Here is a 13,168-nt window from a genome sequence, read left to right on the forward strand (position 1 = left end):
TGAACAGTTTCGTTTCAGACGGCCTTTTAGTTTGGGAAAATATATGGATAAGATGTGTATAAGAATAACGTTAAATTTTAATATTTTTATTTTTCAATAAGATAAAAGGAATGAATATGTGGATAATTACTTGTGGAAAAGGACATGATTGAGGCCGTCTGAAAGGTTCAGACGGCCTTTTCATTGGACTGTTTTATCTATTTTCTATCAGGCTGCCGGCAACTCGTGAAAAGCGCTGGGCAAGTCTTCGTCATCGGCAAACTCAACCCATTCGTAAGCGCTTTCATCTGCCAAAACGGCACGTAACAGTGCATTATTGATGGCATGGCCTGATTTGTAACCTTCAAATGCGCCGATAATCGGATGGCCGACAATGTACAAATCACCAATCGCATCCAGGATTTTGTGGCGGACAAATTCATCGGGATAGCGCAAACCTTCCGGATTCAAAACATCCATGTCGTCAATCACGATGGCGTTGTTCAAATTGCCGCCCAGTCCGAGATTATGGGCACGCATCATTTCCACTTCGTGCATAAAGCCGAAGGTACGGGCGCGGGCAATCTCATCGATATAGGATTTTCCTGCAAAATCAATCTCGAAAGTAGGTGCACTGCGGTTGAATACGGGATGGTCAAATTCGATGGTTAAAGTAACTTTAAAGCCGTCATAAGGCGTAAAGCGTACCCATTTTCCGGTTTCTTTGATTTCAATGGGTTTGAGGATTCTCAAAAAACGTTTTTGGGCTTTTTGATCCACCACGCCTGCATCTTGTAAAAGGTAAATAAACGGCAGGCTGGAGCCGTCCATAATCGGAATTTCAGGCGCGTTCAATTCAATCAAGGCATTGTCGATGCCGTAGGCAGACAGAGCCGACATAATGTGTTCAATCGTGCCGATGCGCACGCCTTTATCGGTAACGATGGTTGAAGAGAGGCGGGTATCATTGATCAAATAAGGATTCAATTTGATTACTTCGCCCATTTCTCCACTTAAATCAGTACGGCGGAACGAAATACCGCTGTTTTCTTCAGCAGGATGCAAAGTCAGAGCGACCCTTTCGCCCGAATGCAGGCCAACGCCGGTAACGCTTACTGATTTGGCTAAAGTCCGTTGCAGCATAATTGCTTCCTTTTAAAAAGTCTGATGGGCAAATGATACGTTAAAAAGGAAAAAACAAGCCATCATTTTTAATAGTATTTGCCAATATAGATGTTTTGTGGGGGTGAAATTCAATGTTTAAATTATCCACAAAAATATGTGAAATTGAAGTGGGTAATTTGGGTTTTATCCATAGATAAATAGGGAAACTAAGATTCTATCCTTTTTTATTCCGGCATTCAGTTGAGGTTGGCCTCAAAGATAAAAAGGAATTATCAAATTGGTTTTAAAGAAAGTTATTCCGTTATCCACAGATAGTTTGGTTCTTCATCAAACTCATCATTTTAAAAATTAAAATATTATGATTTGAAGAAAACACTGAATTATCAACACAAAAATGGCAAAATACGGAAGAAATAGAACTAAGTTTATGATTTCCATAAACTTATGAAACTTTTAAGATTGGAAAATAGTTTTTATGAAATAAAATATCAAAAGCTAAGTCTGATTCGATTTTCCTGATATTTTTCTACAAACAAGAATTTCATGTTTTCTTTATTTAAATCAAACAACTTAAAAGTAATCATCTGTAATCCTAGAAAGTAATTTTATTTCAGGATACAATGGTCTTACTGAAAAATTTTTCCCATTCCATCTAATAGGAGTAGCAAAATGAGTATTAAAGTAGCGATTAATGGTTTTGGCCGCATCGGTCGTCTGGCATTGCGTCAAATTGAAAAAGCCCAAGGTATCGAAGTCGTTGCTGTTAACGACTTGACTCCTGCCGATATGCTGCTGCACCTCTTTAAATACGACAGTACTCAAGGCCGCTTTGAAGGCTCTGCCGAATTGAAAGATGATGCGATTGTTGTGAACGACAAAGAAATCAAAGTATTTGCCAATCCTAATCCTGAAGAATTGCCTTGGGGTGAGCTGGGTGTGGACGTCGTCCTCGAATGTACCGGTTTCTTTACCAGCAAAACCAAAGCAGAAGCCCATATCCGTGCCGGTGCGCGCAAAGTTGTAATTTCGGCTCCTGGCGGCAATGATGTGAAAACCGTTGTATACGGCGTAAACCAAGATATTTTGGATGGTAGCGAAACTGTCATCTCTGCCGCTTCTTGTACGACTAACTGTCTGGCTCCTATGGCTGCGGTATTGCAAAAAGAATTCGGTATCGTCGAAGGCTTGATGACCACCATCCACGCCTATACCGGTGACCAAAACACTCTTGATGCACCTCACCGTAAAGGCGACTTCCGCCGCGCCCGTGCCGCTGCCTTGAATATCGTACCGAACAGCACCGGTGCCGCTAAAGCCATCGGCTTGGTTATCCCTGAATTGAACGGCAAGCTTGATGGTTCTGCCCAACGCGTTCCTGTTGCTACCGGCTCTTTGACCGAACTGGTTTCTATTCTCGAACGCCCTGTTACCAAAGAAGAAATCAATGCAGCCATGAAAGCCGCCGCTAGCGAGTCTTATGGCTACACTGAAGATCAAATCGTTTCTTCCGACGTTATCGGTATTGAATACGGCTCACTCTTCGATGCGACTCAAACCCGCGTGATGACAGTTGGCGACAAACAATTGGTAAAAACCGTTGCTTGGTACGACAATGAAATGTCTTACACTTGCCAATTGGTTCGTACCTTGGAATTCTTTGCTGGTAAAATCTAAAGGATAACAGGCTAAATCAATCAGTCTGTGGATAATTAAAAGGTCGTCTGAACATTTCAGACGGCCTTTTGTTTGTAGATAAATTCAATTTGCAATCAGATTGTGGATAGTTTAATCACTGTGGCACATTTGTTTTCTATCCTAAACTGTACTTCATAATCCGCAATATTCATCACATAAATACGTTCGGGAATATCTTGATAGGCAGGGCGAGGATCTTGGGCGATGCTTTGTTCAATGAGATGTTTTTCTTCTGTGGATAAATGTTCCGCAAGCGTACTTTCTGCCCAAACAACGTTCAATTCTTCAGGTTTGCCGCTGACAAAGCCTGATGATGCGTCAGGTTTGGATTCGACAAACGGGATGTAGGGTTTGATATCCACTACCGGGGTACCGTCCAATAGGTCTGCACCACTGCAATAGATGCGGATAGGTTTGCCTGTTTCGATACGTTCGAGTTTCAGCAGGGATAAACCGAGATGATTAGGGCGGTGCGGGCTGCGCGTGGCAAATACGCCCATTTTTTGTTTGCCTCCAAGCCGTGGCGGACGCACCATTTGCGCCCAACCTTCATCCAATACGCCGTGGAAAATAAAACTTATCCACACATAGTCGAAATCTTCCAAGCCCCGAACGCTGTCTGCGGCAAATTCAGGAGTGAGTTCAATGCAAATTTCTGCCGCAGGAACCAAACCGGGTTGGCGGGCAATGCCGAATTTTTGTTTGTAGGGGGAATGAACGGTTGCAATAGGCGTAATCGAATAGGACATAATTTGTGGATAAATATTCTGTGCAAACTGTCATCATATCACAGATGTTTTCCCACATTTTGCGGTAGTAATTTGTTATAATACAAAGCATTTATTCCAAATGTCCGTACATTGGCAATAAATGAATGATTTAAATTATTTAAAATAAAATCAATAGGTTATATTAATACATGATTATTTCCATCGATGTAGATGCACAAAAAACGTTTACGCCTTTGTGTCCGAAAGAATTGCCTGTTGCCGAAGGTCATCTGATTGCGGATGAACTCAATGCCCAAGCTGCATTGGCGGATTTACGTGTTATGACGAAAGATGCGCATCATACCGCGGCAAAATGGCTTGTGGATAATCCTATTGATATGTTGAAACCGACGGGTTTACCCGATGCGGATTTGACTTGGGTGTCGCATGCGATGGTTGGAACATATGGCTATGAATTGTTGGATGGCCTGCCTTCAGCCAAAGAATACGATTATTGCGTTTGGAAAGGCGTTGATCCTGAGTTGCATCCTTACGGCGCATGTTTTCACGATATTGAGGAAAAGCTCAGTACAGGTTTGATCGAATGGTTGCGCTGTCAAAATGCAGATACAGTTATTGTCGGCGGTTTGGCAACGGATTATTGTGTGAAGACAACGGTTTTACAATTGCTTAAAGGCGGGGCTTGGAAAGTCATCGTCAATCAGGCGGCTTGTCGCGGCATTGCTCCAGAAACGGTTGAATCTGCATGGTGTGAAATGCATTCTGCCGGGGCAGTTATTTTAGAAAACGCTGAAAAAATAAAAGAATACATTAATAATCAATAAATTATATTTGAAATTCTGTTGTTTCACGTGAAACATTTTCCAAAATATGAAGATTTTACTTGTCCGCTTGTCCAGTATGGGCGATTTAATTCATACGTTGCCCGCAGTTGAAGATTTGGCGCGACAATGTCCTGAGGTAGAGCTCCATTGGCTGTGTGAGTCAGGGTTTGCAGATATTGCGCGCTTGCATCCTTTTGTCAAAAAGGTTCATGTAATGAAATGGCGGCAGTGGCGCAAACACCTTTTTCAGGCTGAAACATGGCGTGAAATAGGCCGTCTGAAAACGGATTTACAGGCTGAATCTTTTGATTTTGTTTTAGATAGTCAAGGACTGATTAAAAGCGCATGCTTTGCCAAAATGGCGAAATCCCCTATTTACGGTTTGGATAAACACAGCGCGCGTGAAAGTTTGGCTGCCCTTGCGTACAGTAAAACGTTTGCCGTACCGAAAGGTAAAAATGCGGTTTGGCGAAACCGTGAATTATTCGCCCAAGTATTTGGTTATACAATGCCTGAAACGCAGGTATTTGGTTTGTCGGTTCCTGAATCAGGCCGTCTGAAAAATGTGCAATCCCCTTATTATGTTGCTTTGCATGCAACCAGTCGCGACAGTAAATTATGGCCGGTAGAAAACTGGCGTGCATTATTGAAAAAGTTGAATGAAGAGCAACAATGCAATGTATATCTGCCGTGGGGAAATAAAACCGAAAAAATGCGAGCCGAACAGATTGCAAGCGGTTTACCGTTTGCTTTCGTCTGCGACAAGATGAATTTATTACAGGCCGCATTTTTATTAAAAAACGCAGAGGGTATTGTTGGCGTAGATACCGGGTTGCTGCATCTTGCCAATGCGTTGGAAAAGCCTGTTATAGGAATTTATACAGATACAGATCCGGCCAAGACCGGCGTTCAAGTTTCGGCTTATGCAAAGAATTTAGGCGGTATTGCTCAAATTCCCAATGTTGACGAGGTTTACCAAACCTTAATGGATTGTGTTGCAGCATACGGTAAATAATTGCTGGAGAGTTAGATTTATTTTCTGAGTAAATGCTTTAGAAATGATATAATTCCGCTCTATTTGCCAAGATTTATACAAATTTGGTTTTGTCATGTTGGTGAAAACCGAATTGGATTTTATATAAAGAATGTATCAAAATCAGCATGTTTGATTTGATGGACATTCTTTTTAGGAGAATTGAATGAAAGCACTGGTCGCAGTAAAGCGCGTAGTGGACTACAACGTCAAAGTTCGTGTGAAAGCCGATGGTTCCGATGTGGATATCGGTAATGTCAAAATGTCGATGAACCCGTTTGATGAAATCGCGGTAGAAGAAGCTGTCCGTTTGAAAGAAGCCGGAAAAGTAAGCGAGATTGTTGCTGTTTCTCTTGGCGAGAAAAAATGCGAAGAGACGTTGCGTACTGCTTTGGCGATGGGTGCCGACCGTGCGGTTCATGTTGAGACTGATGCGAAGTTGGAGCCTTTGGCTGTCGCAAAATTACTGAAAGCTGTTGCGGATAAAGAAAATCCGCAAATTTTACTGCTGGGCAAACAGGCAATTGACGATGACGCCAACCAAGTTGCCCAAATGCTGGCTGCGTTGTTGAATGCGGCTCAAGGTACTTTTGCATCAAAAGTGCAAATTGAAGGCGAAGAAGCATTGGTAACCCGTGAAATTGACGGCGGCGAAGAAACTGTTGCGTTGAAGTTGCCTGCGGTGATCAGTGCGGATTTGCGTTTGAACGAACCACGCTTTGTCAAACTTCCTAATATCATGGCGGCAAAGAAAAAGCCTTTGGAAAAATTAAGTCCTGCCGATTTGGCTGTGGATATTTCTCTGCGTTTAAATACCGTGAAATTTGCTGAACCTAAAGCACGTCAAGCCGGTGTGAAAGTGGCTGATGTTGCCGAGTTGGTTGAAAAGCTGAAAAACGAAGCCAAAGTGATCTAAGGAGTATGAAATGAGCGTATTGATTATTGCGGAACATAATAACCAACATTTGAATCCTGCCACTTTGCATGCGGTAACGGCTGCCGCCAAATTAGGGAATGTAGATTTATTGGTCGCCGGCAGTAATGCTGCTGCGGTGGTTGAAGAGGCAAAACAGGTAGCAGGCGTGGCGAAAGTTTTGGTAGCCGATGCGCCCTATTACGCTGAAGGTTTGGCAGAAGAATTGGCGCCTTTGGTTGTTAAACTGGCTGCGGATTACCGCTATGTGGCTGCGACTGCAACTGCGTTTGGTAAAAATCTTCTGCCCCGGGTCGCTGCCTTGTTGGATGTACCACAAGTTTCGGATTTAACCGAAGTTGTGGATAACTCGACATTTGTCCGTCCGATTTATGCCGGTAATGCGTTTGAAACTGTTCAATCCGATTCTGAAAAACTGGTGCTGACTTTCCGTGCGACAGCATTTGATGCTGCCGGACAAGGCGGTAATGCAGAAGTGGTCAATGTTGAAGCAACGCCTGCTCAAAACCTGAGCCGTTTCGTAAACCGTCAACTTTCCCAATCTGACCGTCCTGAATTGACTCAGGCGAAAGTGATTGTTTCCGGTGGCCGTGCATTGGGTAGTGCTGAAAAATTCAATGAAGTATTGACTCCTTTGGCAGATGTTTTGGGTGCGGCGATTGGTGCGTCCCGTGCGGCAGTGGATGCTGGGTATGCGCCAAACGATGCCCAAGTGGGTCAAACCGGTAAAGTGGTTGCGCCGCAACTGTACTTCGCTATCGGTATTTCCGGTGCTATCCAACACGTTGCCGGTATGCAAGACAGTAAAGTAATTGTTGCCATCAACAAAGATGCTGATGCGCCTATTTTCAATGTAGCAGACTACGGCTTGGTTGGTGATTTGTTTGAAGTTGTGCCTCAACTGACTGAAGCACTGAAAAACTAATGTTTCACGTGAAACGTTCAGACGGCCTTTTATAACAAAGGCCGTCTGAAAATATTTTGGCATGATTACGACCTATAAAACCATTACCACACCGACACAGGCTGAATTTAAAGATAAAGGCAGCCGCTTCATCGCATATGCCTATCCGATCCGCACGTTAGCTGATGTGAAGAAATATCTCGACCCATTAAAGGAAGAGCACCACAAAGCACGACATTGGTGTTACGCCTACCGATTGGGTGTGGATGGAATGCAGTTTCGCGCAAATGATGATGGAGAACCGTCTGGAAGCGCTGGCCGCCCTATTTTAGGGCAGATTGATTCTGTCGGCGTAACGGATGTATTGGTTGTGGTTGTGCGTTATTTTGGCGGTACGCTATTGGGTGTTCCCGGTTTGATTCATGCCTATAAGGAATCAACGGCTCAGGCACTGGCGATAGCTGAAGTTGTTGAAAAGAATGTTGAAAAAACGGTTTGGTTGAAATGTGAATATCCAGTTTTGAATGAGGTGATACGGATTGCCAAACAATATCAGGCCGATATTGTGGAACAGGATTTGCAGCTGGATTGTAAGTTGACAGTAAAAATAGCGCTGGCAGATTATGAAGCCTGTATTGCCACCTGGAAAAATACGCGCCAAATTGAAGTAAATACTGAGAAGCCGTTTGAATAAAAGGTCGTCTGAACATATTTGAGAAATCAAAAGTTTCAGACGGCCTTTGATGTTTTAGACTTGGTATTTGTCTAAAGCATTTACGCTTGAGCGCAGGTGTTCCCAAGCCAGTTGATGAAATTCCCCCAGTGCGTTCCATAGGGCATCTTCGCTCATAATGCTGTATTCGCCCTGTGTATGCAAATCAACATCTGCCCCTTCTTCAATGGCTTGATGGCATGCTTGGTATTCGTTGGTATAGAATTCATCCATGTCCTGCATAAGGCTTGCAGCATGTTTCCAGCGGGCAATATCTGCTTCCAGTTGCGGCAGTAATTCGCACCATTCGCGGTATTTGCTTTGAATTTCGTCAATACGTTTTTGCATGATTTTCCTTTCGTTGTTTGAAATTAGAGTATGGTTGTCTTGGTGCAATATTATTCTTAATTTGAAACAGCTATACAAGATGGAACAATAATTCCATCGATTGAATTTTATTTACAACATCTATTCTTCAAGGAGATGGTATGAAATTGCTCGTTATTGGTAATGGTGGGCGTGAACACGCACTGGCTTGGAAATTGGCGCAGTCGTCTAAAGTAGAAACTGTCTTTGTTGCACCTGGTAATGCCGGAACGGCAATTGAGCCTAAACTGCAGAATATCGCATTAACGGCGCATCAAGATTTGATTGATTTTTGCCGGAATGAAAATATTGCTTTTACAGTAGTCGGCCCTGAAGCGCCTTTGGCTGCGGGTGTGGTGAATGACTTCCGTGCTGCCGGATTGAAGATTTTTGGCCCGACTCAATACGCGGCCCAGCTGGAGAGCTCAAAGGATTTTGCTAAAGCATTTATGGCAAAATATAAGATTCCAACCGCGCAATACCAAACTTTTGAAAATGCCGATGCGGCACATGATTACTGCAACCAAAAAGGTGCGCCGATTGTTATTAAGGCGGATGGTTTGGCTGCCGGTAAAGGCGTGATTGTCGCTATGACTTTGGATGAAGCCCATGCCGCTATCGACGATATGTTGTTGGGCAATAAAATGGGCAATGCAGGCGCGCGCGTCGTGATTGAAGATTTCCTGCAAGGCGAGGAAGCGAGCTTTATCGTTATGGTGGACGGCAATCATGTTTTACCGATGGCAACCAGCCAAGACCATAAACGCCTGCTGGATGACGACAAAGGCCCTAATACCGGCGGTATGGGCGCATACAGCCCTGCTCCGGTGGTAACGCCTGATGTGTACGAGCGCGCGATGAATGAAATTATTTTGCCGACTGTGGCCGGTATGAAAGTAGAAGGTTATGAATTTACCGGCTTTTTATATGCGGGCTTGATGATTGATAAAACCGGTGCGCCTTATACCATCGAATTCAACTGCCGTTTCGGCGATCCTGAAACCCAGCCGATTATGAGCCGTTTGGATAGTGATTTGGTGGACTTGGTTGAAGCGGCAATCGATGGCAAACTGGATAGTGTCACTGCCGAATGGAATCCGCAGACTGCAGTAGGCGTGGTGTTGGCTGCACAAAATTATCCTGACTCTCCGAAAAAAGGCGATGTGATTTCCGGCTTGGATAAGGCCAATCAAATCGGTAAAGTTTTCCATGCCGGTACTGCAACGAATGAAAAAGGTGAAGTGGTAACCAACGGCGGCCGTGTGTTGTGTGTAGTCGGTTTGGGCGATGATGTTGCACAAGCTAAAAGCAAGGCTTATGAGGCATTGGAAACCATCCGTTTTTACGGTATGCAATACCGTAAAGACATTGCCGATAAAGCCATCAACCGTTAATAATGAATAGAAATAGGCCGTCTGAACACAGATTGTCCGACAATCGCAGTTTCAGACGGCCTTGGTATATGATGATGTTCCCCAGAATTTTATCGGCTGCAGCCCAACACAAGCTGCAGGCGCATCTTAAAAAAGGCGGTTTGGTCGCCTATCCTACCGAGTCTTGCTATGGCTTGGGCTGTATCCCTACTTTGCCCAAAGCGCTCAATCAACTGATTCATCTGAAAAAACGACCGCAACACAAAGGCATGATTGTTATAGGCCATAGCTTGGAACAGTTGCAACCTTTGCTGCAAAGGCCGTCTGAAAATATCCAAACCATGCTGCATGAAGCATGGCCTGCTCCGAAAACTTTTTTATTGCCGGTTGGAAAAAAAGTATTGCCCTCATTGCGTGGGAAAGGACGCAGTAAATTGGCTGTCAGGGTTCCTGCGCATGCAGGTGCAAGGCGCTTGTGTCAGGTTTTGGAAATGTCTTTAGTCTCTACTTCATGCAATCGTGCAGGCAAACGGGCATGCAAAACGGAAAGGGAAGTCAGAAGACAGTTTGGCAGGAAAGTATGGGTTGTAGGCGGATTGATAGGTAAGCAGAAAACGCCTAGCCAGATTATTGACGGAGAAACAGGGGCAAGGCTACGTTAAAGAAGGGTTGTATCATCAAAGGAAAGGTATTTATTTGAAGAAGCAAATTTTTTCCAAAAGATTGGAATACCTGTGTGAAAAGCATTTAGTGCAGATCCAGTTTGATACATAGCAGTCTGTAAATACAGATCGATTAAGCAGATGGTAAGTCAGTAAATAGAGTAGAAAGCAGTATTTTGTGAAATGCTCTGGCAAAGAGTGAAGCAAATTTTGAGCGTGAATGAATCGCTGTAATAAATTATTTTTGAATAAACAAATTTTGTGGATAAATTTGAAGATAAATTTCCATCAAAACATAAAAAGGCCGTCTGAAACTTGATATTCAAAGCATTCAGACGGCCTTTTAAATATTTAAACTGTGGATAACTTTGTGAATAAGTGTGGATTAAAGCTTATGTCCGCACACGGTTTCGTATTGTTTTTCAGTAATCGTGCCGCTCATGACGCTCATTGGGCGGATGCTGGTCGGCGTATAGCTTTGGTTGGAAATTACCCGGCCGTGTTCGTCCATCAGTTGCAGCGCTGCCAGGCGATAGGTTTTGTTTGAGCAATGAATTTCCCAGCTGCCGATGGCCGTTTTATAGGCCGGGGTGTTAACGAAACGTTCCTCTTTCAGTTTGGAAACGGTTTTTTTATCGCGGAAAGTAACCAGTGCGCCATTTCTTTTAATGCTGCTTCTATCAATGGCCACTTTGATATTGCCTTCAGAGATGGTGCCGATATTGGTCCAGCTGCCGCCACCGCTCGATGTGGTGGTTGTTTCACAGGCACTCAACATCAAAGCCGCAAATACGGTTGCAGCTAGGGAAAAACGTTTGATATTCATAAAACCTCATTATTTACAGAAAGTCAGCCGATATTATCCGTGAAGATGGCATATATCGTAAATCGATTTTGCAAAGTTGAACCTCTGAAAAGAAATTTATGAAAAATACGCTGAAAAGGCCGTCTGAAACCTGTCTTTCAGACGGCCTTGGAGTGTAAAATCATGTATAATTGCAAACAATTTGGTTTTCATCCCATAGGAAGATCCGACATGATTAACCCTATCGCTGCACTTTCCCCATTAGATGGCCGCTACGCCAAATCCGTTGAAGCATTGCGTCCGATTTTCTCCGAATACGGCCTGATGCGTGCGCGTGTCAAAGTTGAATTAAACTGGCTCAAAGCCCTTGCTGCCGAGCCTAAGATTGTAGAAGTTCCTGCTTTCAGCGATTTTACGCTTGCCGAAATCGACAAAGTGATCGAAACCTTCTCGCTTGAAGATGCCGCCGCCGTCAAAGCCATTGAGGCGACCACCAATCACGACGTCAAAGCCATCGAGTATTGGCTTAAAGAACGCTTCTCCGGCGTGCCTGAAGTGGCTGCTGCCAGCGAGTTCATCCACTTTGCCTGCACCAGCGAAGACATCAACAACCTGTCCCACGCTTTAATGCTGCAAGAAGCGCGTGAGACTGTTTTGCTGCCGAAACTAGCCGAAATCATCGAAAAACTGACCGGCATGGCGCATGAGTTGGCTGCCGTCCCTATGATGAGCCGCACGCATGGCCAGCCTGCTACACCAAGCACACTGGGTAAAGAAATCGCCAATGTTGTGTACCGCCTGCAACGTCAGTTTAAAAACCTGCAAGCGCAAGAGTTCCTCGGCAAAATCAATGGCGCAGTCGGCAACTACAATGCCCATATGGTCGCTTATCCCGATGTAGATTGGGAAACCCATTGCCGCAACTTCGTTGAAATCAGCCTCGGCCTGACCTTCAACCCCTACACCATTCAAATCGAGCCGCACGACTATATGGCGGAATTCTTCCAAGCCATCAGCCGTGTCAATACGATTCTGGTCGACTTCAACCGCGATGTTTGGGGCTACATTTCTTTGGGTTACTTCAAACAAAAAGTCAAAGCAGGCGAAGTCGGTTCTTCCACCATGCCGCACAAAGTCAATCCGATCGACTTTGAAAACTCCGAAGGCAACCTTGGTATGGCTAATGCCGTATTGGGCTTTTTGTCTGAAAAACTGCCGATTTCCCGTTGGCAGCGCGACCTGACCGACAGCACCGTATTGCGCAACATGGGCGTAGGCGTGGGCTATACCGTATTGGGCTTTGCCGCCCATCTGCGCGGTCTGAACAAGCTTGAGCCGAATCCTGCCGCCCTTGCTGCCGATTTGGACGCTACTTGGGAGCTGCTGGCCGAGCCGATCCAAACCGTAATGCGTCGTTACGGCGTGGCCAATCCTTACGAGAAGCTGAAAGACCTGACGCGCGGTAAAGACGGCATTACGCCTGAAGTGTTGAAACTCTTTATCGAATCGTTGGAAATTCCGGCAGAAGCCAAAGCCAAATTGCTTGAGCTGACCCCTGCGTTGTATGTGGGTAAGGCCGAAGAGTTGGCAAAACGAATTTGATTTATAAAAAAGCCATTTGAAGATTCAAATGGCTTTTTTTGAATTAAATATATAGTATAAAAATAATGAAGAAAGTTTTAAATGTCTAAATATTTTCTAAGTAAGGAAAATTTGATTGTATGGTTACCAATCGGCTTGTTAGTCAGTATATTACATTTTCATGGAAAAATTCCTTTTAAAGAGATATTTGATACTTTCATGGGTTTGACTCTAATATATGTATTATTGGCATATCTTCATTTTCTTAGGTTTCTACAATTATGTAATTTTCCGTATCTTGTTTCTATTCAAATAGAGGCAAGAATTATTGATGTTTTAAATAGTATTGTCTCTTTTCTAATTGGATTCTCGATATGTACAAGTTTTTTTATACCCTTTTGGAAAGAAAGTTCTGAAGGATATCTCTTTCTTTTCTTTTTTGAT

At 43.9% G+C, this 13,168-nt stretch carries 13 protein-coding genes; 9 read left to right on the forward strand and 4 right to left on the reverse strand.

All coding sequences use genetic code 11. From position 1 onward, the window contains the following. Positions 1–207: 207 nt before the first annotated feature. Positions 208–1,122 carry a UDP-3-O-acyl-N-acetylglucosamine deacetylase gene (gene lpxC / locus HMPREF2606_RS05670; RefSeq protein WP_070712431.1) on the reverse strand — a complete coding sequence of 305 codons (915 nt, stop codon included), beginning with the start codon at positions 1,120–1,122 and terminating at the stop codon, positions 208–210. A gap of 651 nt (positions 1,123–1,773) precedes the next feature. On the opposite strand from lpxC, the gene gap reads away from it, so the two are divergent. After that, entirely contained in the window at positions 1,774–2,778 is a 1,005-nt protein-coding gene (gene gap / locus HMPREF2606_RS05675) for a type I glyceraldehyde-3-phosphate dehydrogenase (protein WP_070712429.1), read from the forward strand. A gap of 95 nt (positions 2,779–2,873) precedes the next feature. Here gap and tsaA read toward each other — a convergent pair whose 3' ends face one another. Beyond that, positions 2,874–3,548 (reverse strand): tRNA (N6-threonylcarbamoyladenosine(37)-N6)-methyltransferase TrmO, encoded by a 675-nt coding sequence (gene tsaA / locus HMPREF2606_RS05680; RefSeq protein WP_070843428.1) that lies wholly within the window; start codon positions 3,546–3,548, stop codon positions 2,874–2,876. 170 nt (positions 3,549–3,718) lie between these two features. Here tsaA and HMPREF2606_RS05685 point away from each other — a divergent pair, with 170 nt between their 5' ends. The 5 genes from HMPREF2606_RS05685 to HMPREF2606_RS05705 all read left to right on the forward strand — a co-directional run bounded on the left by HMPREF2606_RS05685 (position 3,719) and on the right by HMPREF2606_RS05705 (position 7,919). Beyond that, a complete protein-coding gene (locus tag HMPREF2606_RS05685) occupies positions 3,719–4,354 on the forward strand; it encodes a nicotinamidase (RefSeq protein WP_070712426.1) in 636 nt (211 codons plus the stop codon). A 46-nt stretch (positions 4,355–4,400) separates the two neighbouring features. Continuing rightward, positions 4,401–5,369 carry a lipopolysaccharide heptosyltransferase I gene (waaC, locus tag HMPREF2606_RS05690; protein ID WP_070712423.1) on the forward strand — a complete coding sequence of 323 codons (969 nt, stop codon included), beginning with the start codon at positions 4,401–4,403 and terminating at the stop codon, positions 5,367–5,369. 184 nt (positions 5,370–5,553) lie between these two features. Continuing rightward, positions 5,554–6,303 (forward strand): electron transfer flavoprotein subunit beta/FixA family protein, encoded by a 750-nt coding sequence (locus tag HMPREF2606_RS05695; protein WP_070712422.1) that lies wholly within the window; start codon positions 5,554–5,556, stop codon positions 6,301–6,303. Positions 6,304–6,313: 10 nt separating this feature from the next. Continuing rightward, positions 6,314–7,246, forward strand: a complete 933-nt coding sequence (locus tag HMPREF2606_RS05700; RefSeq protein ID WP_070712420.1) for an electron transfer flavoprotein subunit alpha/FixB family protein — start codon at positions 6,314–6,316, stop codon at positions 7,244–7,246. Between the two features lie 61 nt (positions 7,247–7,307). After that, complete coding sequence (locus tag HMPREF2606_RS05705) at positions 7,308–7,919, forward strand: IMPACT family protein (protein ID WP_070712416.1); 612 nt, start codon at positions 7,308–7,310, stop codon at positions 7,917–7,919. A 54-nt stretch (positions 7,920–7,973) separates the two neighbouring features. Here the strand turns inward: HMPREF2606_RS05705 and HMPREF2606_RS05710 are convergent, their stop codons facing one another. Next, positions 7,974–8,285, reverse strand: a complete 312-nt coding sequence (locus HMPREF2606_RS05710; RefSeq protein ID WP_070712414.1) for a DUF4298 domain-containing protein — start codon at positions 8,283–8,285, stop codon at positions 7,974–7,976. A gap of 140 nt (positions 8,286–8,425) precedes the next feature. On the opposite strand from HMPREF2606_RS05710, the gene purD reads away from it, so the two are divergent. After that, entirely contained in the window at positions 8,426–9,697 is a 1,272-nt protein-coding gene (gene purD, locus HMPREF2606_RS05715) for a phosphoribosylamine--glycine ligase (protein ID WP_070712412.1), read from the forward strand. A 71-nt stretch (positions 9,698–9,768) separates the two neighbouring features. Further along, positions 9,769–10,338, forward strand: a complete 570-nt coding sequence (locus HMPREF2606_RS05720) for an L-threonylcarbamoyladenylate synthase (RefSeq protein WP_070712441.1) — start codon at positions 9,769–9,771, stop codon at positions 10,336–10,338. 385 nt (positions 10,339–10,723) lie between these two features. On the opposite strand, the gene HMPREF2606_RS05725 is transcribed toward HMPREF2606_RS05720, so the two are convergent. Continuing rightward, positions 10,724–11,164 (reverse strand): surface-adhesin E family protein, encoded by a 441-nt coding sequence (locus HMPREF2606_RS05725; RefSeq protein WP_004519182.1) that lies wholly within the window; start codon positions 11,162–11,164, stop codon positions 10,724–10,726. A 210-nt stretch (positions 11,165–11,374) separates the two neighbouring features. Here HMPREF2606_RS05725 and purB point away from each other — a divergent pair, with 210 nt between their 5' ends. Continuing rightward, positions 11,375–12,745 (forward strand): adenylosuccinate lyase, encoded by a 1,371-nt coding sequence (gene purB, locus HMPREF2606_RS05730; protein WP_070712409.1) that lies wholly within the window; start codon positions 11,375–11,377, stop codon positions 12,743–12,745. Positions 12,746–13,168 lie beyond the last annotated feature (423 nt).

This window comes from Neisseria sp. HMSC070H10, assembly GCF_001837635.1.
Classification (GTDB): domain Bacteria; phylum Pseudomonadota; class Gammaproteobacteria; order Burkholderiales; family Neisseriaceae; genus Neisseria; species Neisseria subflava_A.